Annotated in this window: 13 protein-coding genes, 1 tRNA gene and 1 pseudogene; 9 read left to right on the top strand and 6 right to left on the bottom strand. The window is 68.0% G+C overall.

Annotated features, from left to right (window positions below; all coding sequences use genetic code 11):
- Nucleotides 1-384: 384 nt before the first annotated feature.
- The gene (locus IT306_29990; protein ID MCC7372682.1) at nt 385-1,428 is read right to left on the bottom strand and encodes an NAD-dependent epimerase/dehydratase family protein; all 1,044 of its coding nucleotides are present in this window, start codon (nt 1,426-1,428) and stop codon (nt 385-387) included.
- A 322-nt stretch (nt 1,429-1,750) separates the two neighbouring features.
- Between IT306_29990 and IT306_29995 the strand changes: the two genes are divergently transcribed.
- From IT306_29995 to IT306_30015, 5 genes and pseudogenes are all read left to right on the top strand, one after another.
- Nucleotides 1,751-3,337 (top strand): methyl-accepting chemotaxis protein, encoded by a 1,587-nt coding sequence (locus IT306_29995; GenBank protein ID MCC7372683.1) that lies wholly within the window; start codon nt 1,751-1,753, stop codon nt 3,335-3,337.
- A 144-nt stretch (nt 3,338-3,481) separates the two neighbouring features.
- A pseudogene (locus IT306_30000) lies at nt 3,482-4,213 on the top strand (methyl-accepting chemotaxis protein).
- Between the two features lie 228 nt (nt 4,214-4,441).
- Nucleotides 4,442-5,731 (top strand): HD-GYP domain-containing protein, encoded by a 1,290-nt coding sequence (locus IT306_30005; protein MCC7372684.1) that lies wholly within the window; start codon nt 4,442-4,444, stop codon nt 5,729-5,731.
- Between the two features lie 272 nt (nt 5,732-6,003).
- Nucleotides 6,004-8,706 carry a tetratricopeptide repeat protein gene (locus tag IT306_30010; GenBank protein ID MCC7372685.1) on the top strand — a complete coding sequence of 901 codons (2,703 nt, stop codon included), beginning with the start codon at nt 6,004-6,006 and terminating at the stop codon, nt 8,704-8,706.
- Nucleotides 8,707-8,799: 93 nt separating this feature from the next.
- Nucleotides 8,800-9,492 carry a Crp/Fnr family transcriptional regulator gene (locus tag IT306_30015; protein MCC7372686.1) on the top strand — a complete coding sequence of 231 codons (693 nt, stop codon included), beginning with the start codon at nt 8,800-8,802 and terminating at the stop codon, nt 9,490-9,492.
- A gap of 272 nt (nt 9,493-9,764) precedes the next feature.
- Here the strand turns inward: IT306_30015 and serS are convergent, their stop codons facing one another.
- From serS to greA, 3 genes are all read right to left on the bottom strand, one after another.
- Nucleotides 9,765-11,039, bottom strand: coding sequence for a serine--tRNA ligase (gene serS, locus IT306_30020; protein ID MCC7372687.1), 1,275 nt, complete (start codon nt 11,037-11,039; stop codon nt 9,765-9,767).
- Between the two features lie 4 nt (nt 11,040-11,043).
- Nucleotides 11,044-12,549: a lysine--tRNA ligase gene (gene lysS, locus IT306_30025; GenBank protein ID MCC7372688.1), complete on the bottom strand. Its 1,506-nt coding sequence runs from the start codon at nt 12,547-12,549 to the stop codon at nt 11,044-11,046.
- Nucleotides 12,550-12,787: 238 nt separating this feature from the next.
- Nucleotides 12,788-13,255 (bottom strand): transcription elongation factor GreA, encoded by a 468-nt coding sequence (greA, locus tag IT306_30030; protein MCC7372689.1) that lies wholly within the window; start codon nt 13,253-13,255, stop codon nt 12,788-12,790.
- A gap of 711 nt (nt 13,256-13,966) precedes the next feature.
- On the opposite strand from greA, the gene IT306_30035 reads away from it, so the two are divergent.
- The 4 genes from IT306_30035 (at nt 13,967) to IT306_30050 (ending at nt 19,429) form a co-directional block, all read left to right on the top strand.
- Nucleotides 13,967-16,021 (top strand): beta-galactosidase, encoded by a 2,055-nt coding sequence (locus IT306_30035; protein MCC7372690.1) that lies wholly within the window; start codon nt 13,967-13,969, stop codon nt 16,019-16,021.
- Between the two features lie 244 nt (nt 16,022-16,265).
- Complete coding sequence (locus IT306_30040; protein MCC7372691.1) at nt 16,266-17,423, top strand: hypothetical protein; 1,158 nt, start codon at nt 16,266-16,268, stop codon at nt 17,421-17,423.
- Nucleotides 17,424-17,596: 173 nt separating this feature from the next.
- The gene (locus tag IT306_30045) at nt 17,597-19,288 is read left to right on the top strand and encodes an arginine--tRNA ligase (protein MCC7372692.1); all 1,692 of its coding nucleotides are present in this window, start codon (nt 17,597-17,599) and stop codon (nt 19,286-19,288) included.
- A gap of 53 nt (nt 19,289-19,341) precedes the next feature.
- Nucleotides 19,342-19,429 (top strand) — tRNA-Ser (locus IT306_30050).
- 979 nt (nt 19,430-20,408) lie between these two features.
- Here the strand turns inward: IT306_30050 and IT306_30055 are convergent.
- Complete coding sequence (locus tag IT306_30055; GenBank protein ID MCC7372693.1) at nt 20,409-21,770, bottom strand: SAM-dependent methyltransferase; 1,362 nt, start codon at nt 21,768-21,770, stop codon at nt 20,409-20,411.
- Nucleotides 21,767-22,642, bottom strand: coding sequence for a succinate--CoA ligase subunit alpha (gene sucD / locus IT306_30060; protein ID MCC7372694.1), 876 nt, complete (start codon nt 22,640-22,642; stop codon nt 21,767-21,769). The genes IT306_30055 and sucD overlap by 4 nt, the downstream gene beginning before the upstream one ends.
- Nucleotide 22,643 lies beyond the last annotated feature (1 nt).

Genomic DNA, 22,643 nt, shown 5'->3' on the forward strand with positions numbered 1-22,643 from the left:
AGAACATCACGGGTCGGCGGGATCGCCCGCCGACCCAGCCGGGCCGAGGCCGGCCCGGCTGGCGGGGCGAACTGATCCGGCCCCTCGCCCGGACGTATCGGGGCCGCACGCTGGCGGCGACAGATCCCGATCAGCACACGACCTGGCAGGAAGGCGACGCCGTCATCCGTTGCGCCGAAGTACCGAGGCCACAAAGGGCCTCTGGCCAGCCTCTACCCAGAGAGGCGATGCGCCCAGGCGAGTCCAAAGGAGCAGACCTCTCCAGCATACACCCACCTTCAGGAACTTGACACGTCTGTCCACAGGTGACGGCCTAAAGCCGGCCAGAGTCAAGCGCTGACGATGCATCACGACAAGGTCATCACGCAATTGCTCTGAGGCCCGCTAGAAGACCAGCTTGGCGAGTCCGAGGATGCCCTGCTTCCACGGCACCCGGTGCGAGACGCCGGCCGTCCCTTCGAACTGGTCCAGGTGCTCGACGTACCAGTGGTAGTTGCGGACCATCGCCTCGGCTGTCGAGTACCTCGGATCGAAGCCGAGCACGCGCTGCGCCTTCTCGATGGACACAAACGAGTCTTTCGAGACCGTCTCGTAGACCCACTTGTACAGCGGCGACAGGTTGAACGCTTCCAGCAGCCGCAGCGTCCAGATCATCGGTGTAACGATGGGCAGCGGGATCACCTTCTTGCCGTGGCCGGCCTCGTCCAGCACCGCCTGGACATCCTGCTTCCAGGTCGTGAACTCGGCCGCTCCGATGTTGAACGTGTCGTTGACCTCCTCACGCTCGCCGGTCGCCACCAGGTACACCGCGTCGCAGAGGTCGGCCACGTCGAGCAGCTGGTAGCGGTTGTTCCCCATCCCGATGTTCGGGAAGTTGTGGCCAGTGTGCGCCCAGTCGTAGAGCAGCGCGAAGACGCCCAGGCGCTCCGGCCCGACGAACGACTTTGGCCGGAGGATCGGGACGCAGAGTCCGGCCTCGCGGGCGCTCTCGCACAACTGCTCGGCCTTGATCTTGGCCTTGCCGTACGGGCCGACCCCGATGAGCCGGTCATCCTCGTAGAGCGGGTGGTGATCCGGGATGCCATAAACCGCCGTTGAGGAGATGTGTACGACGCGGTCGATGCCGTGTTGCAGGGCGATCTCCAGCACGTTGCGGGTGCCGGTGATGTCTGTGGTCAGGATGTCCTGCGTCGAGTAGAGCGGGAGCGCGGCAGCCGTGTGGATGACCACGTCCGCACCCTGCATCGCCCGCCAGAGGGCCGCCCGGTCGCGGATGTCGCCGGTGATCGCGGTGACCCGGCCCTTCGCGTCAGGGTAGTCGAACGGCGCAAGATCGTAGGTGACGACCTCGTGGCCGCGCGCGAGCAGGAAGCGGCTGAGGTTGATGCCCAGAAAGCCAGCCCCGCCGGTCAGAAAGTATCGTGTCATACGGTACGCTCACCATCTCCAGGCGTGCGGGTTGGGAGCGCGGCATGGGCGGCAGCCCGGGAATCGCGTGCTGCCACGGCTCGAGCGGCGCAGGCCCCCTGTACGGCCGAATGGCTGAATGGTACGGGATGGCCGCCGCTCGCACGCGGTGATTGGCCTGTCGCAGCCACCTGAAGGCCGCTGAGTTGTGACGTATGCCCAACGTCGTTTGTGCGGCCCGCACAAAATGTGGCGCGCTCGCGGGCCACCCATCACACCAGCCATCACGACGGCGTTGCAGGTGATGGTGGGGGGGATACGGTCAAGAAATGGGTGGCATGCGATGCCGTGGCTCAACGAGCGATCGATTCGAACGAAGCTTCTGTCGGCGTTTCTGCTGCTCGGCCTCGTGCCGATGCTGGCAGTCAGCGTTTTCGCGTACCGCTCCGCTGAGCGGACAGTCATCGACGCCGCCGGGCAGCGTGTCGAGGACGTGGCATTCCAGGCCATCGACAAGTTGGACCGCAACCTCTTCGAGCGCTACGGCGACGTCCAGGCCTATGCGCTGAGCGCGCCAGCCCGCTCGATGGAGCCGGAGCGCATCGCCGCCTGGATCGACACGATGATGGGCGTCTACAGCCCGATCTACAAGCTCATGATCGTGGCGGACGCCCAGGGCCATATCGTGGCCGTCAACAGCGTGGATCTCGACGGCAAACCCCTTCCAACGTCCCAGGCCCTGTTGCAGCGCGATGTCAGCGGCGAGCGCTGGTACCGCGAGGCGATGGCGGGGCAGATCAAGGACACGACTGCGCTGGTCGAAGACCTGCACCACGACGACCTGATGCGGGCTGTCTATGGGGAGAGTTCCGGGGCAGACCTCGCTCTCAGCTTCAGCGCGCCGATCAAGGACGTCGACGGCCGGATCGTTGGCGTCTGGACCAACCGCTTCAACTGGGACGTTGCCACCCAGATCTTGAAAGAGGTCCAGGACCGGGCGCGCCGCGACGGCATGGAGACGATGCGGCTCGGGCTGCTCTCGCTGCGGGGCCTGCCGCTGATCCACGACGACGCTGCTCAGATCCTCCAGGCGTCGCCGTCGGCTGACCAGCGTGCGACACTGGCGAGGGCCGCGCCGACCGGCCACCGTGACGGCGTGTCGACGGCCGGCGACAGTGCAGTCATGGCTGGCTGGGCGAACTCCGCCGGCTACGCCTCCTACCCCGGGCTGAGCTGGGTTGCCACAAGCTCCCAGAGCCGTGACGAGGTGCTGGCGCCGGCGATGTCCCTGGGCGCGGCGCTCGCCGGTGCGCTGGCCGTCGCCGTCGCGGTGATCTGTACGGTGTCGTGGCTGGTGGCGCGCGTCCTGGTTCGCCAGATCAACAGGGTCGGCGCGGTGGCCTCCAGGCTGGCCGAGGGCGACTTGCGCGAGACCGTCGATGCCGAGTCCGCCGACGAGATCGGCAAGATGGCGACCGCGATGAGCCGCATGGTGCGGTATCAGCGACAGATGGCGGCCGTCGCCGATGCCGTCGCGGCCGGCGACCTCGCCATGGACGTCGAGCCACAGTCTGAGCACGATGCGCTCAGCATCGCGTTCCGCGAGATGGTCGGCAACCTCCGAGAGCTGCTCGGGGAGGTGACGGCCACGGCCGACCGGCTGGCCGGCACCTCGACAGAGCTTGGCCAGACGGCGGCCAGGACCGGCGACGTGGTGCAGCAGGTGTCGCGGTCGATTCAACAGGTGGTCGGCGGCGTCAGCGAGACCAGCCAGTCCGCCCACCATTCCAACGCGGCAGTCGGCCAGCTCACAGAGGCGATTGACAGCGTGGCGCGCGGCGCGATGCAGCAGGCCCACCAGGTTCAGACGGCGTCTGGCACGTCGGCGCGGATGGCCGCCAGCGTGCAGCAGATGGCCGCGACCGTGTAGGCCGTCGCGGATGCCAGCCGGAGCACACGCGACTCGGCCCACCAGGGCGCCGGCGCCGTGCAGCAGACGGTCAGCGGCATGGAGCAGATCAAGGAGGTCGTCCACCACGCCTCGGCGAAGGTGAAGGAGCTCGGGGCACTCGGGGAGCGGATCGGGGCCGTTGTCGGCACCATCAACGACATCGCCGAGCAGACCAACCTGCTGGCGCTGAACGCTGCCATCGAGGCCGCCCGGGCTGGCGATGCTGGCCGCGGCTTCGCGGTGGTGGCGGACGAGGTCCGGAAGCTGGCCGAGCGGTCCCAGCGGGAGACCCGCGAGATCGGGGCGCTGATCGACGACGTGCAGGCGGGCACCCGCCAGGCTGTCTCGGCGATGGCCGACGGCTCCACGGAAGTCGAGCGCGGGATGGCGAAGGCCGCCCTGGCCGGCGCAGCCCTCGAACGGATCCTCCAGGAGGTCGATGCCACTGTGGGACAGGTCAACGAGATCGCGGCGGCGGCGCAGGGGATGTCAACGGGGGCGCGCTCGGTCGTCGATACGATGGAGGAAATCGCCGGCGGGGTCGAGGCGAACTCGGCGGCGACGGAGCAGATGGCAGCCCAGGCCGGCGAGGTTGTCAATTTGACCTCTGGTATCGCCTCGATCTCCGAGCAGAATGCTGACGACGCGCGCATCGTTGAGGCGTCCGTCGTCGACATGTCGACGCGGGTCGAGGAGATGAATTCCCAGGCGGAGGCGATGGCGCACGCTGCCGAGCATCTGCGGGGTCTGGTCGGGCGCTTCCACCTGACGGCCGGTCAGGTCGAGACGGCGGACGGGACGGCAGGGCCGCAGGGGCTGACGCGCGGGGTTGACCTGGCGCGCCGCGCAAGTTAGCGACGGCATTCCTGGTTCTGTTGCAGGCTTCGCCGGTAGCTGCACCGGTCGGGCCGAGCAACCGCCGGCCGCCTGTTCGGCAGCCAGTCTCGTTTGTCGTGAGCGCATCGTTGGGAGAAACGGGCGGGCCTCGCGGCCGCCCGTGCGGCCAGTCCGGCCGACGTCGAACGTCGACCCGTCAAACGACCCGCGCACTGCATGACTGGCGCATGAGGAGGTGAGGAGCAGATGCACGTTCGAGACCTGTCGTCCGTGCGCCCCGGCAACGTTCTGGCCCGGGCGGTCTTCACCGAGCGCGGGGACGTCCTGCTCGCCGAGGGGACGGTCCTGACCGAGGCCTACGTCGAAGCGCTGCGGCAACGCGGCTTCTTCACGGTGCACGTCGAGGACGGCCTGTCTGACGACGTGCGGCCCGTGGACATCGTCTCAGCGCAGGTGCGGGCCAGCACGGCCGCCCACGTCGCCAGGATGTTCGAGATCGTGGCGGTGACGGCCGGCGTGATGCCGAGCAGAGCGCCGTCCAGTGGCGCCGGCGCCCGGCCGTCCCCGTCCTCCAGCCGTGGCAGGTCGGCTGGCCGCCCGACAGATCAGCTTGGCGACCGCGTCCTGCAACTGCCGAGCGACGGCATGTCGATGCTGGAAGCGCTCTACCGCGACATCGAGCGGATCATGGCCGAGATCCTCGGCGCGGATGCCGTCGCCAGCCTCGAATCGCTGAAGACCCACAGCGACTACACGTTTGAGCACTCGGTTGAGGTCGCCATCGTCGCCATCGTGCTGGGGCGCAACCTCGGCCTGCCGGACAGCCAGATTCGCGAGCTGGCGCTCGGAGCGCTGCTGCACGATATCGGCAAGGTCTACATCGACCCGGCCATCGTCAACAAGCCCGGCCGCCTGACGCTCGAAGAGTTCGAGGAGATCAAGAAGCACCCCTTGCTCGGCTTCGAGCTGGTGCGCCGCCTGCCGCTGTTCAGCACGCTGCCGGCGCACGTGGCCTACCAGCACCATGAGAAGCAGGATGGCTCCGGCTACCCGCGCCAGCTTGTGGGCAACAATCGCATCCTGCGGTTGGAGGCCGACCGGCTTCGACCGACGCGCATCCTGCTGATCGCCGAGATCGCCGCCGTGGCCGACGTGTTCTGCGCCCTGGCCTCGGCCCGGCCGTACAAGCCAGCCTTTCCGCTCGACCGGGTGGCGGTCATGCTGCGGCAAATCGCTGGCTCACACCTGAACCATGACGTAGTCAGCGCGCTGCTCTCGACCGTCCCGATGTACGCCATCGGTCACTGGATCGAGGTCGTCACCGGGCCGTACCGGGGCTGGCGCGGCGTGGTCACCGGCGTCGATGCGGCGACGCTCCATCTGCCGCAGATCCGGCTGCACCTGGACGCCCGCCGCAACGCCGTGCATGTGCCCGTCGAGGCGGATCTCCGCCAACATGCTGACTGGAAGATCGTCTGCCTGCCGCCCGGCGAGGAGCCGACCGCGCCACCGCTGGAGCAGCGCGGCGTCTCGTAGACCAACGTGACGACGGAATCTGCATAGCAGGGGCCAGGTCTACCTCCCCCCCCCGACGACGCTGCACGACGCAGTCATCATGCGATTGCCCTGGGCGCGTAGCGGCAAACCAACGATTCAAGACGGGTGAACGCGGTACACTGGGTCGCACGCGGATCGCTCATACTAACGAGCACCGCCTCATGACGGCGGCATCAGGTACTTTCGTTCTGACCGACAGAGGCGAGCACCACAGGATGGCCCCCGACTCCTCAGGTCTTCCAGACGGTACGGTGACGTTGCTGTTCACCGACATCGAGGGTTCGACACGCCACGTGCTACGGCTCGGCGCGTCGTATCCCGAGCTGGTGGCACGGCACCGCGAGATCGTGCTGGACGCCGTCGGGCCGAATCGTGGCCAACTCGTGGACGCCCAGCACGACACCCTCTTCGTCGCATTCGCCTCGGCTCAGGACGCCATCCTTGGAGCGGTCGGCGCACAGCAGGCGCTCGCCACCGAGCTCTGGCCCGACGACGAGCCGATCCGCGTTCGGATGGGCCTGCATACCGGCGAACCGGAGCGTACCGCTGACGGCTACACGGGCCTGGACGTGCATCGCGCGGCCCGGCTCTGCTCGGCGGCGCACGGCGGCCAGATCGTCATGTCCCAGACGACGCGGGCGCTCGTCGGCCGGGCCTTGCCGGAGGGCATCTCGGTGCGAGATCTCGGCCACCACGTCTTGAAGGATCTCCCGCGGCCCGAGCACCTGATTCAACTGGTCGTCAGCGCGCTGCCGAGCGAGTTCCCACCGCCCCGCACGCTCGGCGCTCCGGCGGGCCTCCCCGTCCAGCGCCAGCCGCTGATCGGCCGGGACATGCTGCTGGACCGCTGCGTCCGCCTCGTGCTGGACGAGCGAGTCCGCCTGTTGACGCTCACGGGCACTGGCGGGACGGGCAAGACGTCACTGGCGGTCCAGCTGGCCGCCGCGCTGCTGCCACACTTCGAAGACGGCGTGCAGTACGTTCCACTGGCCCCAGTCACCGATGCGGCGCTGGTGGAGCGGACCATCGCTCGGGCGCTCGGCGTGCAGGAGCGCGGCGCGCAACCGATGCTCGACTCGCTGATCGATGCGCTCAGCGGGCGTCAAAGCCTGCTGGTACTCGACAACTTCGAGCACGTCCAGCCAGCCGCCCCGGTCGTGGCGGCGCTCCTGGCCGGCTGCCCGGCCCTCTGCATCGTCGTCACCAGCCGCGAGCTGTTGCACCTCTCGCAGGAGTACGACATCAACGTGCCGCCGCTGCCGCTGCCCCCGCCCGATGGCGCAACCTTCGAGCAGTACGCGGCCAGCGACGCGGTACGCCTCTTCGTGACGCGCGCGCAGGCCGTCCGCAACAGCTTCGCGTTGACGGAGGAGAATGCCCCTGCCGTGACCGAGATTTGCCGGCGGCTCGACGGACTGCCGCTGGCGCTCGAGCTGGCGGCCGCGCGGATCCGTCTGCTCCCCCCGAAAGCGTTGCTGAGCCGCCTGGACCGTCGCTTGCCGATCCTCACGGATGGGCCACGCGATCTGCCGGCCCGCCAGCGCACCCTGCGCGACACCATCGGCTGGAGCTACGGCTTGCTGGGCGATGCCGACCGTCGGGTGTTCCGCCAGCTCGGGGTATTCGTCGGCGGGTGGACGCTCGAAGCGCTGCAGGCCGTTACCGCCGACGCCTCGGCCGCTGAGTCGCCAGCGCCCGCTGCCGGACGCCCCACGGACACCGGCGACCCGTTTGACGCCATCACCGCCCTCGTGGACAAGAGCCTCGTCCGCCAGTCCACCGTGGAGGGCGAGCCGCGCTACTCGCTGCTGGAGACGATTCGCGAGTTTGCCGCTGAGCAGCTTGACCTGCATGACGAGACGTTCGCCGCGCGCGCCCGCCTGACGGAGTACCTGCTCGCGCTGGCCGAGGCCGCCGATCCCGAGCTGTTGACCGCCGAGCAGGTGGGCTGGCTCGACCGGCTGGAACGCGAGCTGGGGAACCTCTCCGTGGCGTTCACCTGGTGTGCCGCTGCTCACGCTCAGGGTCGGCAAACGCCCGGGGGCAGCCCGGCCGGCCTGGCCGGGCTGCGGCTCGCCGGGGCGCTCCATTGGTTCTGGTGGCTCGGCGGGCACGTCTCCGAGGGGCGACGGTGGCTGTCGGAGGCGTTGTCGTGGGAGCTTGGCGACGAGGCCCAACCAGCGCGGGCACGCGCCCTGTACGCGGCCGGCACGCTGGCGATGATCCAGGGGGCCTACGATGAGGCCCACGCGCTGCTCGACCAGGGTTACGAGCTGGCGCTCTCGCTGGGGGACCGGATGACAGCCGGCCGCTCGCTGAGCTACCGCGGCATCATCGAGACGTACTTCTACGAGACCGATCGGCTGGACCGCGATGCGGCGTGGCGGACCTCGGACGTCAGCGCGCAGTTGCTCGAAGCCACCACGGACCGCTGGGGACAGGCCCTCGCCGTCTCGCAGCTTGGCGCTCATGCCCGGCGTGTCGGCGCCTTTGACGAGGCCGAGAGGCTGCTGCTGCGCGCCAGCGCGATGGCCCGAGACATCGGGGAGCGCTATCTGCTCGGCTCGTGCGTACCGAAGCTCGGCAACCTCTACTACGACGTCCAGCGTTACGACGACGCCGAGCCGCTCTTCCTCGAAGCGCTCGCAGCATTCCGCGAGCTGCGCGAGGACTGGTGGACGGCACGCTGCCTCCAGTACCTCGCGCTCACCGCCGGAGGCCGCCAGGAGTATCTGCGCGCGGCGCTGCTGATTGGCTGTGCAGATGCGATCCTCGAACGCGGCGCCTCGCGGCGCAATCCGCGCGAGGAGAGCCACTACCTCCGGCTTCGAGGCGAGCTGGTCCAGGAGCTGGGCGAGGCGACGTTCGACGACGCATACGCGCGTGGTCGACAGACCGTCCTCGATGAGATGCTGCGCTACGTCCACGAGGAGCGCGCCCGCGTCCCAACCTGAGGCCGAGCCGTGACGCTCGCCCGATCGACTGTTCCCTGGGGGACGCCCCAGCTGAGACCGAACCAGTACACTCGACGGAGGCGAGGGGGTGTCATGGCCACGTCAATGGACCTCGAACTGCTGCGCAAGTCCATCGTCCTCGGGTCACTGCCGCCCGCCGAGCTTGAGCGCCTGATCCCCACGCTGAAGCGCCGCAGCTTCCGTCGGGGCGAGACGCTGTACCACCAGGGCGACCCCGGGCACGTGCTCCACGTCGTGCTCGACGGGCGGGTGAAGGTCGTGCTGCCGTCCGAGACAGGCGAGGAAGCCGTCCTGACGGTTATGGGGCCCGGCGACGTGCATGGCGAGATGGCGCTGCTGGACGGCGAGCCGCGCTCGGCCACGGTGGTCGCGCTGGAGCCGGTCACCTCGGCCACGCTCAGCCGCGAGGACTTCCTGGAATTGCTGCGACGCAGCCCGGCCGCCGTCGAAGGCGTCCTGGCGGGGCTCGCCGCAACCATTCGCCGCCTCAGCTCAGAGGTCGGCGACCTGATGTTCCTCGACTTGCAGGGGCGGCTGGCCAAGAAGCTGCTGGAGCTGGCGGACACTCACGGCAAGGACGATTCGACGGGCATCGAGATCCAGGCCGCACTCACGCAGGAGGATCTGGCAGGGATGATCGGTGCGACGCGCCCCCGTGTCAATCAGCTTCTGGGGTCGTTCGAGGATCGTGGCGCGATCACCCGGCGTGGCCGGCGCATCGTGATCCTGCGGAAGGACGCGCTGAGCCGCTGGGCCGCCTCCTGAGGCTCGCCTCCTGAGGCTCACCGCCACGCCCGCGTCGGGTCTGCCCTGCACGCTACGTGCGTTGTTGACCGATGCAGGGGGCACAACCATGATCACGAAGTCCGAGATGGTGAGGGCGATCCAGTCCGTACCTGACGATGCGACGGTACGTGACGCCATTGAGCGTCTTGAGTTCATCGAACTGATTGAGCAGCGAATAGCTGGGGCGGATGCTGGCAACATGGCGTCGCAAGTCTGCCCGACGTCGAGTAGCCTCGTCGCCCGGCCATCAGCTACTTCATCGGGCCGATGACCTCGATGCCGCCCATCCACGGCTTCAGCACCTCCGGCACGCGGATCGTGCCGTCAGCCTGCTGGTACGTCTCCATGATGGCGATCATCACGCGGGGCAGCGCCAGCCCGGAGCCGTTGAGCGTGTGCGGGAAGGCCGGCCGTCCACCCGCTTCGGCCCGGTAGCGCAGGTTCGCGCGGCGGGCCTGGAACTCCCCGGCCGTGCTGCACGACGCCACCTCCAGCCACTCCCCGCAGCCCGGCGCCCAGACGTTCAAGTCATACGTCTTCATCATCGCCGTGCCGAGGTCGCCGGTGCAGAGCTGCATAACCTGGTACGGCAGCTTGAGCCGCTCCAGGAGCAGGCCAGACTGCGCCACCATCGCGTCAAGCTCGGCGTCCGACGACGACGGATCGACGACCTTGACCATCTCGACCTTGTCGAACTGATGCCCACGCTTGATGCCGCGCACGTCCCGGCCCGCCGAGAACTTCTCGCGGCGGAAGCAGGGTGTGTAGGCGCAGTAGTAGATCGGCAGATCGCTGGCCGAGAGGATCTCGCCGCCGTGGATGTTGACCAGCACGACTTCGGCGGTCGGGATCAGCCAGACATCGTCCTCCGCGTCGTGGTAGAGGTTCTCGCGGAACTTCGGGAGCTGGCCGCTCCCAACCATCACCTCTTCCTTGACGATGGCCGGCGGGTAGATCTCGGTGAAGCCGAACTCCCGCGTGTGCACGTCGAGGAACCAGTGGATCAGCGCGCGCTGCATGCGCGCGGCCGCCCCCCGCAGATGGTAGAACCGCGCACCGGACAGCTTCACGCCGCGCTCAAAATCGATGATGCCGAGCTTCTCGCCGAGATCCCAGTGGGGTTGCGGCTCGAACGCGTACGTTTCCGGCTCGCCTACCGTCCGGACGATGACGTTGTCGGACTCGTCCTCGCCATCGGGCACGGACGGATCGACGAGGTTCGGCAGCGCCAGCACCAGCGCGTTCAGCTCGGCCTCGACGGCTGTCGCCTCGTCGTCCAGCTGCTTGATGCGCTCACGCATCTCGCGCAGTCGCTGGAGATCCTCCTCGCTCGGCTTGCCGCCGCGCCCGACGCCCTTGCTGGCCTGATTCTGCGTCGCGCGGAGATTGTCGCGCTCGTCAACCAGCGCGCGCCGACGCCGGTCGACCTCCAGCACCAGTTCGACCAGGCTCGGGTCTTCGCGCCGACGGGTCAAGGCCTCGCGGACGACGTCTGGCTGGGTTCTGAGCAGTGTCAGGGGCAGCACGGCCTCACTCCACGTTTCGCAGCTGCGGGAACAGGATGACGTCTCGAAGCTTGTCCTGGTTCGTCAGGAGCATCGTCAGGCGGTCGATGCCGAGCCCCATGCCGCCGGTTGGCGGCATGCCGTGCTCGAGCGCTTCCAGAAACTCGGCGTCGAACGGCATCGCCTCCTGGTCGCCGGTGCCCTTCTGGCGAGCCTGCTCCATGAAGCGCTCGCGCTGGTCGAGCGGATCGTTCAGCTCGCTGAAGGCGTTGGCGATCTCCATGCCGCCGCAGAACGCCTCGAAGCGCTCCACGATGTCCGGGCGGTCTGTCCGCTTCTTCGCCAGCGGCGACAGCTCCAACGGATAGTCCACCAGGAAGACCGGCGCGGTGATCTTCGGCTCGACGAACACGCTCAACAGCTCGTCGATGAGCTTGCCGCGGGTCCAGCCCGGCTGGACCCGCATGCCAGCATCCGCCGCCGCCTTCGCCAGCGAGTCGGCCGTCGGATGCTCGTCGTAGTCCACGCCGGAGCCTTCGTAGATCGCCTGCCGCAGCGGCTTCCGCTCCCACGGCGGCGACACGTCCACCGTGATGTCACCCTTGACCACGATCAACGTGGTCCCGAGCGCCTTGTAGGCCACCGTGGCAACCAGATCCTCGGTCAGGCGCATGATCTCTTCGTAGTCGGCGTACGCCTGGTAGACCTCGAGCATCGTGAACTCGGGGTTGTGCTTGAGCGAGATCCCCTCGTTGCGGAAGTTGCGCCCGATCTCGAAGACCCGCTCGATGCCGCCGACCACGCAGCGCTTGAGATACAGCTCCAGCGCGATCCGCAGCGAGAGCGTCCGATCCAGCGCGTTGTAGAAGGTCTCGAACGGCCGGGCCGAGCCGCCGCCGGGGACCGGCTGAAGGACCGGCGTCTCGACCTCCAGAAAGTCGCGCTCCACCAGGAACGTGCGGACCTCCTGCACGATGCGGCTGCGGGTGCGGAAGACCTCGAGCACCTCGGGGTTGGCGATCAGGTCGAGATAGCGCTTGCGGTAGCGCGTCTCGACATCCTGCAGCCCGTGCCACTTTTCTGGCAGCGGCCGGAGCGACTTCGAGAGCATGTGAATCTCACGGGCCTGGACGCTGATCTCACCGGTCCGCGTCTGCATCGTCTCGCCGACGACGCCCAGGAAGTCGCCCACGTCCACCAGATCGAGCATGGCGTACTGGTCCGCGCCCAGGTCGTTCTGCCGGCAGAACGCCTGAATCTTGCCGCTGACGTCCTGCAGGTGCAGGAAGGTCGCGCGACCCATCCGGCGGATACCGCCGACGACCCGGCCTGCGACGCGGACCGAGCGTCCTGGCGCCGCGTCGTAGGTCTTGAGCACGTCCGCGGCAAGATCCGTGCGGGTGAAGCGGGCCGGGTACGGATCGATGCCGGCTTGCTTGAGACGGGTGAGCTTCTCAACACGCTGCTCGAAGAGACGGTCCTCGGAGCGCTCGTCTCCAGGTGTACCGTCTGGAGACTCTCGTTCGTCCAGGGTCACGGCATTGCTCCGATGTCGCGACGCCGGCCACGGCGACGCACGAACTCACAGAGAAGCGATCGGGGCCTCGGCCGGGGCGCACCATGCGCGCCGAACCGAGGGATGCGCGGACTGCCGTCCGCCGGCAAGTGTACCGGAGCGCCCGGCCGAGACAGCGGCCGGCCTGTGCGAGTGGGCCGGCCCAGCGGCGCGGGGCGCTCGGATCCTGGCAACCTGACCGTGGGGTATCGGCCTAGCCGATCGTCACCACGGTCAGGTTGAAACTTCCGCCGGGCGCGACGACGGTCGCAGACTCGCCAGGCTTCTTGCCCAGCAGCGCACGTCCGACCGGTGACTCGTTGGAGATCATGCCGCGCTTCGGGTCCGCTTCCATCGAGCCGACGATCCGATAGTCGTCCTCTTCGCCATCGTCGTCGCGGACCTTCACGCGGGAGCCAAGCCCGACAAACTCGGTGCTCCCCGTCTCCTCGATGATCTGGGCGCTCGCCAGCGTCACCTCAAGCTCGGCGATGCGCCCCTCGACGAACGCCTGCTCGCTCTTGGCCTCGTCGTACTCGGCGTTGTCGGTCACGTCGGTCATGTCCTTCGACCGGCGGATGCGTTCGGAGACCTCCGGGCGCTTGACCGTCCGGAGTTGCTCCAGCTCCTCGTCGAGCCGCCTGAAGCCCTCCCGGGTCAGATACACCGTCCGGTCAGCCATAGCCTGGTTCCGTCCTTCCCACACGTGCGGCAGGTACCGTCTGAGCGTCTGCGTACGCGCTCGCCTGCGCCATAACGACGAGCGCGGCGCGGGAGATTCCCGCGCCGTGTTGCGCCACCGATTATAGCGGCTGCCGGGGGCCTGCAACACATTCCCTGAAAGGTGCATCAGGGCGATCGCATGTTGATGTCGTCGTGCCACCGCGTCGGGGCTTGAAAGCCCCGCCTACGATCCTGCAGTCGCTGCGCGACGCTCCAGCCGCACCAGTGCCTGCTGTTCCCGGTGGCCGTCGCGCAGCGACGGCGTGACTGTAGGCGGGGACTTCAGTCCCCGACCGCCCGTCCCATGATGCTTCGGGGACACCAACGAACATGCCATCGCCCTGAAAGGTGCATCACGCACACCAGCCGCTCGATTCCCGTACGAATCCCTTGTCCTGACACCGGTGTCTCACGGTATGCTTGCTGCCGCCGGATCAGCGTCTGACCGTGCTAACACTGACCGCTCACGCGTGCGACACACGGCTGCCGGCTCCTCGCCTCTCCTGTCCTGCACGGGCAGCGTCTGGGCGCGGGAACGCGACACACGGCGTAGAATTTCCTCCCGTCCAACCCACAAACGCTTGTGGCCCGAAACAGCCTTCCGTATAATCCCGCGGCGCCACGGGCCCTCCCCGTGCAGGGCGGCGCCTCATGGCACGGAGGAGTCCGGATGCGCGTTCGACTGTCTCACGCGCTGTTGGTACTCGTGATTCTGATGGCGTCGCCGACCGCGTTCGCCGCCGAACGAGCCCAGCAGCAAGACCCGCGATTTTTCCCCGAAACCGGGTACCGCGTTTCGAACGACGAGTTCTGGAAATTCTTCCAGGGCCGTGGCGGGACCAGGACGTTCGGGCTGCCGACTTCCCGTGACCTGACCTTCAAGGGCTTCACGGTGCAGTTCTTCCAGCGGTCCGTCATGCAGATCGGGCCGAACGGCGTCGAGACGCTCAACCTGCTCGAAGACGGGTTGATGCCGTACACGACCATCAACGGCTCGACGTTCCCTGCGCCGGACCCGGAGCTGATCAAGGCGGCCCCCTCTCCGAACGACCCGCAGTACGTTGCCAGGATCATCGAGTTCGTCAAGGACAACGCCCCGGACACCTGGGAAGGCATGCCGGTCAACTTCGCCAAGACCTTCTCGACGACGGTCAGCTACGACGATGCGTTCCCACGCGGCGAGGGGCCAGCGAGCCTGCTGCCGCTGTTCAACCTGCAGATCTGGGGCGCACCGACCTCCAAGCCGACCCGCGATCCGAAGAACAACAACTTCGTGTATCTGCGGTTCCAGCGCGGCATCATGCACTACGACGACGGCTGCAAGTGCACCCAGGGTCTGCTGCTCGGGGACTATCTGAAGGCCGTCATCACCGGCCAGAACCTGCCAGCCGACCTTGAGGCTCAGGCTGCGGACAGCCCGCTCCTGCGCCAGTATGACAACGGCTCCGGGACGGGTGTCGCGCGGGCCGCCTCGCTGCCGGGCACGAACCTGAAGGACGGGTTCGAGAAGATGCAGGCCGGCCAGGCGACCACCGCCGCCAGCGCCCCGAGCGGCGGAGACCCCGATGCCGCGGCGCGAGCAGCCGCGCAGGCAGCCGCCAAACCGTCCGCCTCGGCGGCGAAGCCCACGGGGGCCTCGACCAACAGCGGTGGTGGCCGTAGCGCCGCCAACGTGCCCGAGCGCGCCAACAGCCCCGAGTACGGCATGAACGTGTTCATGTGGGGACACGAGGACACCACGGGTCGCGACCTCAAGCGGCTCACGGATGCGGGCTTTGGCTGGCAGAAGACGCTCTTCCAGTGGCGGGATATCGAGCCGCAGCGGGGCAAGTTCTCCTGGGACGAGCCGGACCGCATCGTGAAGGCGTCGAAGGCGGCTGGCGTCAAGATCCTGGCCCGGCTGGACTTCCAGCCCGACTGGGCGCGGTCGGACAGGGTTCACAACGGACCGCCCGACAACTTCCAGGACTACGCGAACTTCGTCTCGGCGTTCGTGAAGCGCTACTCCAGCAGCTCGTCGATTGGCCGGGTTCATGCAGTCCAGATCTGGAACGAGCAGAACCTGACCATCGAATGGGGCAACCGTCCGATCAACGAGCAGCAGGCGCGTGACTATGTGGCACTGTTGAAGGTCGCCTACGAGGCTGCCAAGGCCGCCGATCCGTCGGTCACCGTCGTGACCGGGGGCGTGGCGCAGACCGGCACGGACAACGATCAGGCCCGCCCTGACGATGTGTACGTCCGCTGGATGTACGAGGCCGGCGCGAAGCCGTACTTCGACGTGCTGGGCGCTCACGGCCACGGCTACAAGGCGCCGCCAACGGTGAGCCCCGAAGAGGCTGTCAGCAACCCCAGTTGGGGTGGACATCGGTTCTTCGTCTTCCGACGCGTGGAAGATATGCGTCAGATCATGGTGGACAACGGCGACGCCGACAAGCAGATCTGGCTGCTGGAGTTCGGCTGGACGAGCGACACCGTCAATCAGGCGTATGCGTGGCACCGCGTGTCGGAAGAAGAGAAAGGCGACAATCTGGTCGGCGCGTACCGCTGGGCCGCCCAGAACTGGTCCCCGTGGATCGGCGTGATGTGCCTCTGGACCATGCCGGATCCGAACTGGAAGCCAGAGGACGAGAAGTACTGGTGGGCCATCATGGACCCCGATGGGAAGCCCCGCGCAGCCTACAACCGGCTGCTCCAGGCCCGCAAAGACGGGACTTTGCCCTAGCCCTTTCGCCCCTGGGTGTGAGCCCGGGTAGACCGTCCCGAGCAGGGGCGCGAAGACGGCAGCATCAGGTGGATGCTGCGAGACGACCGAGGAGGCACTGTTGCGGAAACTGCTTTCGACTCTGTTGCTGATGAGCTTTGTTATCAGCGCGTGCGGTGGAACGCCGCCGACGCCAACGCCGAAACCCGCCGGAGACAAGCCCGCGGCCAGTGCAACGAAGCCAACAGTTCCGTCGCCGACCCCGATGGCGCAGGTCGCCGCGCCGACAGTCAACCTCGTGCAGAACGGCAAGATCGACCCGGCCTCGGCCGCCGTTCACGTCTTCCTCTGGGGCCACCGCGAGGAGGCCGACCGCGACCTCAAGCTCGCCAAGGAGGCCGGCTTCACCTGGGTGAAGCAGCGCTTCGAGTGGCGCAACATCGAGAAGATCAAGAAGAACGAGTTCCAGTGGCACGAGCCCGACCTCGTGATCGACAAGATCAACAAGGCCGGCCTGGGCATCATCGCCCGCCTCGACAACCAGCCGGATTGGGCGCGTAAGGACAAGATCTTCCCGGCCTCCGGCCCGCCCGACAACATCGAGGACTGGAAGGATTTCGTTCAGGACTTCGCCGAGCGGTACAAGGGCAAGATCCAGATCTACGAGATCTGGAACGAGCCGAACATCTCGCGCGAGTGGGGCAACCAGAAGCCTGACGCCAAGGCGTACACCGAGATGCTGCGGGTCTCGTACACCGAGATCAAGAAGATCGACCCGAACGCCATCATCGTGAGCGCCGGCCTCTCCCCGACCACCGAGCAGAGCGACCGGGCCGTCGCAGACCTCGTGTTCCTGCGCGAGATGTACCAGAACGGGGCCAAGGCCTACTTCGACATGCTGGGCGTCCATGCGCCGGGCTTCAAGGCAGCACCGGACGTGGACCCGAGCGTCGTGGCAAAGGACGCCACGCTGACGAACAACGATCCATCCCCCGAGGCGTCGAAGCGCGTCTACTCCTTCCGGCACGCCGAAGACCTCCGCAAGATCATGGAGGAGAACGGCGACCAGAACAAGCAGGTCGCGATCATGGAGATGGGCTGGACGACAGACTCCCGCCCGAACTCCCCGTACGCCTGGCACTCCGTGACCCCGGAAGTGCAGGCTGACTACCTGGTCAAGGCGATGCAGTACGCCCGGACCAACTGGGCGGGCTGGGTCGGCCCGATGGTGGTGCTCTACATCCCCGAGCCCGAGTGGACGGCGAACGACGAGCAGTACTACTGGTCGATCACCAACCCTGACGGCACGGTGCGCCCGGCCTACACGGCGTTGAAGGCGTTCCTGGGCCAGAATCGCGGCCCGAGCGCCGCCAGCGGGTCGCCGGTCCCGGCCTCGTCGCCGTCCCCAGCGACCAAGCCGTAGTCACTTCGTCCAATCGCTCACCAATCGCTCACGAAGGGCCTGCCCGAGGATCTCGGGCAGGCCCTTCGGCTTGTGGGGGCCGTTTCAGGGCCGGTACGATTCGAACAGCATGCACCAGTTGACCGTTCCAGCCACCTGGCCGGAGGCGGCGATTGGGGGGAAGTTGTGAGCGCGTGATCAAGGACGAGCTGAAGCGGCTGATCGAGGCGGCGATTGAGCGCGCGGCGGCGAAGGGCGATCTCCCGGCGGTGACGCTGCCCGAGATCGTGCTGGAGCACCCGGCGCGCCTGGACCTGGGCGACTATGCGACGAATGCCGCCCTCAGGCTGCAGCGATCAGTCGGCCGGCCGCCGCGTGAGGTTGCCGCCGCGATCACCCACAACCTGGAGCTGCCGGTGTCGGTGAGCACCGTCGAGGTGGCCGGGCCGGGCTTCGTCAACTTCTTCCTGGCCGACGAGTGGCTTCAGGAGCAGGTTGACGTGATCCTCGCGACTGGCCCTGGCTTCGGCCGGCTGGACTTCGGCGCCGGAACCTTGGTGCAGGTCGAGTTCGTCAGCGCCAACCCGACCGGGCCGCTGCACGTCGGCGCGGCGCGCAACGCTGCGTTGGGCGACACCGTCGCACGGCTGATGGAGGCCACCGGCCACACGGTCCAGCGCGAGTACTACGTCAACGATGCCGGGTCGCAGATCGCGGCGCTGGCCGCGAGCGTACTGGTCTGGTACCGTCGCCATCACGGCGTTGCCGTGCCCGACAGCGAAGGCATGTACCAGGGCGACTACGTCGCCGAGCTTGCCCAGAGCGTGACCGCCGAGTTTGGCGACGCGCTGGTCAGCCTGCCCGACGCCGAGGCCATCGCGAAGATCGGCCCGCTGCTCGAAAAGGCGATTCTGGCCTGGATCGAGCGCGACCTGGGCGACCTCGGCGTCTCGTTCGACCGCTGGTACTCCGAGCGGACCCTCTACGAGGGCGACCTGTTCAGCAACTCGCTTCGGATGCTGCGCGAAGCCGGCCACATCGTCGAGCGGGATGGGGCGGTCTGGTTCAACTCGACCGAGCTTGGCGAGGACCGCGACAACGTCGTGATCCGCTCGGATGGCCGGCCCACCTACTTCGCCTCGGACATCGCCTACCACTACGAGAAGTTGGCGGTCCGCAACTTCGACCGGGTCATTGATGTCTGGGCGGCTGACCACCACGGGCACATCCCGCGCATGAAGGCTGTGCTCGGCGCACTGGGCGTCGAGCCGAATCGCCTGACCGTCCTGCTGTACCAGCTCGTCAAGCTGTTCAAGGACGGCAAGGAAGTCAAGATGTCGAAGCGGGCCGGCACCTACGTGACCGTCCGCGAGCTGCTCGACGAGGTCGGCACGGACGCCGCGCGCTTCTTCCTGATCCAGCGGTCCGCCGACGTGACGATGAACTTCGACATGGACCTCGCGCGGCAGGCGTCTGACGAGAACCCGGTCTATTATGTCCAGTACGCGCATGCCCGCACGGCCAGCATCTTCCGCGAAGCCACCACGAAGCTGGGCAGCGCCGAGTACGCCGATGGCGACGTTCGCCTGCTCGCGACGCCGTCCGAGCTGGCGCTGATCCGCAAGCTGCTGATCTTCCCGGAGACGGTGGAGTCGGCGGCGAAGACGCTGGCCGCGCACCAGGTGCCGTTCTACCTGCTGGAGCTGGCGACGGCGTTCAGCGCGTTCTATCGCGACTGCCCGGTCCTGCCGCCGCGCAACCCCGATCTCGGGCTGACGAAGGCGCGCCTCAAGCTGGTGGCGGCGACCAGGCAGGTGCTGGCATCTGGACTCGCACTGATGGGCGTCTCGGCCCCCGAGCGGATGGCGGAACGGACCGCAACCTGAATGCGATTCTGATATACTCCAGCGGTCGGGCGGCGGGCCGCCGTCCGGCGCCTGGAGGGGTAGCATAGCCCGGCCTAATGCGCCCGTCTCGAAAACGGGTAGGGTTAACAGCCCTCGTGGGTTCGAATCCCACCCCCTCCGCCCGAGCCTCGCCACCTGACCGGTGCGAGGCTCTCTTCTTGTGACGGCGCCATTCCGACGCACGGTCAGTGGCCGAGGCTGGCGCGCCTCCGGAGTGCCTCGTCCCGATGCAGATATGCACGTTGCCATGCTCGGCCTCGCTGCACTCTCCGTGAGAGGTGGCGTGTCACGCTCCGACTGCCAGCGCTTCGTGGCACCATCGAGCGCCGTATTCTGGTCAACGTCACCGCCGATCCGGAGCCAGTCGCCCGGATCCTGCCAGCGCCGATTCGCCCCAGGCTGGTGGACGGCCGCGCCGTCGTCGGCATCTGCCTGATTCGCCTGGCGCAGATGCGCCCGCTTGGCCTGCGCCCCTGCCTGACCGTCGGCGCCGAGAACGCAGCCCGTCAGCCCATCTGATCGCCGTCGAGTGGGACGAGCACGGCACGGTTCAGCAGGGCTCTACGACCCCCGTCGCTTCCCGCCCGGGACCGTCAGGTTCGACAACGCCCTGCTGATGTGGCGCATCGAGCATGAACGGCACAGCGCACCGGATCGGGTCTGGCACGCGCCCGCCGAGGTTCGGCGGTCCGCCTGATCCACGCCACCTGCGCTCTCACAAGCGTCCAGGATCCGGCGCGCCGTTCGTCACGTTGCCGACTATTCGGTGGTCGAGACCTGTGCTAGAGTCAGAGCAGCACGCGCGCCAGCCTTCTGGCGCACCGCTCCCGGGAGAGGACCGACCATCATGCGAGAGCTGCGCGACGTTGAAGTGACCGTCATCGAGATCGACAGCGATGGCGATGGCTTTGGTGATGAAGAGCTGGTGATCGTCGAGGACACCGACGGCTGAGCCCGCCTGACGAAAGCATCTGACGCGAGCGTCTGACCGAGCGGGGCGGCTGCGTGGCCGCCCCGTTCTTCGTTCCAGGCAGACCCGACATCGCCGCGATTGTCCCTGCCCAGGTCGCACGGGAACGACGAGAACGTAGCGCGGGGGTCAGCCTTCGGCGTCGGCGTCGCCGAACAGCTCGGCCCACTGCGCTTCGAGATCCAGGAAGCCCTCAGCCTCCAACGGACCGAGCAGCCGCATCTGGCCGGGCCGGAGCAGCGGCGTCCACCCGCGCGAACCGTCTGGCAGGGCGGCCTCGCCGAACGGATCGAACGTCGGAAGGCCCCGCGTCTGCAGCAACGCCTGGACCCGCCCCAGGCCGTCAGGCTCGACCAACGCCTGGAGCGCCCGCCTGTTCGCATCATGGTCCGCCGCTGACAACGGACCCGCTTTGAGGGCACGGACGTATCCTGGCAAGCCAAGCCGCCGCAGCAGGTCCGCCTGCGAGATCAGCCCAACCGTCCCCAGCCCGCCACGCTCGCCGGCCCGCGCAAGGCTCGTGAAGTCCACGTGGGCCGTGATGTCCTGGTCGCCAACGTGGATCAGCGGATCGCTGCCGAGCCCGTGCTGCCGGTAGGTCAGCAGCGTCCCATGTCGCCGCGAGGGTGCGTACAGCTCGGAAGCGGGGTAGCCATAGTCGAGCAGAAGCAGCGCGCCGCGTTCCACCCGTGCGGCGGTGCGCTCGGCCCATGCAACGCCCGCCAGGTTGACCTCGGCCAGGCAACCCTCGCCGGGCCAGATGCCCAGCCGCTCGAAGTAGGCGGCCAGCGCTGGGGTCGAAGGCACATCCTCGACCCAGGCAAAGCCATCGCCAGCGTCGAGCGTGGCGTACCGCTCGCGCAGGCAGCCGCCCCGCATCACGACGAGGTGGACCGGCAGCGCGTCCACCAGCTCGTTCGCCAGGATCAGCCCGACGACGCTTGCAGATGCGTCCGCAGCCGCTCCGCTGGCGTCGTTTTCCCACGTCACGCCGTCGAGCGGCAGGCCGGACGTCCGCAGCGTCTCGCGCTGGGTGGTCCGCAGGCTCGGGCTGGCCTCGACCAGCCGATACCGCAGCGCCGCCGCGAGGTCGGGCCGCTCGTGGTGCGCCCAGGTGAGCAGATCGCGCGCCAGCACCCCGCTGCCCGGGCCGTGCTCCTCCAGCGTGAACGCGGCGGGCCGTCCCAGCGCCACCCAGACCGCCCCCGCCAGCCGCCCGAGCAGCGCGCCAAAGGCCGGGTGCAGCTCGGGCGAGGTGAAGAAGTCTGCGGACTCGCCGCCCAGCCGAACGCGGCGGGTGTAGTAGCCGTCCGCGCCGTACAGGGCCGCCTGCATGAAGGCCGCGAAGGTCAGCCGTCCGCTGGCCCGGAGCAGGCCACGAATGTGGCCCTCGGCCAGCGCGGCCCGGCCGGTCCCATAGGCCGATTCAGCCGGTCGGTCGGCCTCGTCGTGCGAGGCCGACCGCTGCCGACTGGGATCGTCCGGGATCACCCCAGCGCCTTGGCCCGCTCGACCATCTCCGCGAGGGTGTCGGACACGGTCACACCGGCCGCCTGGAACGCCGCGATCTTCGCCTCAGGCGTGCCCTTGCCGCCCGAGATGATCGCGCCGGCGTGGCCCATCCGCTTCCCGGGGGGGGCCGAGCGCCCGGAGATGAACCCGAAGATCGGCTTCTTGAACTTCGCCTGGATGTAGGCCGCCGCCGTCTCCTCGTCGGTCCCGCCGATCTCGCCGATCAGCAGCACCTTCTCGGTCTTCGGGTCTTCGGCCAGCAACTCCAGCACGTCCACGAACGTCGTGCCGATGACCGGGTCGCCGCCGACGCCCGTGCAGGTCGAGACGCCCATGCCGGCCTTGGTGATCAGGTCGACCACCTCGTAGGTCAGCGTGCCGCTGCGCGACACCACGCCGACGTTGCCCTCGCGAAAGATGCTCGACGGCATGATCCCGACGCGCGACTCGCCCGGCGTCATCACGCCCGGGCAGTTCGGGCCGATCAGGCGGGTCTTACCGCCCAGGGCATTGATGTAGCGCACCGCGCGCACCGTGTCGATGACCGGCACGCCCTCGGTGATGCAGATGACCAGCTCGATGCCGGCCGCGGCCGCCTCGACCATCGCATCGCCGGCGAATGGCGGCGGCACGAAGATGATCGAGGTGTTCGCACCGCCCTTCTCGACTGCCTCGGCGACGGTGTCGTAGACCGGTACGGTGTCCTTGAACTTCTGGCCGCCGCGCCCGGGCGTGACGCCAGCCACGATGTTGGTGCCGTACTCCAACATCTGCTCGGCGTGGGAGCTCCCCTCGCGCCCGGTGATCCCCTGGACAACCAGGCGGGTGTTCTTCCCGACGAGGATTCCCATC

Source organism: Chloroflexota bacterium (genome assembly GCA_020850535.1).
GTDB lineage: Bacteria > Chloroflexota > UBA6077 > UBA6077 > JACCZL01 > JADZEM01.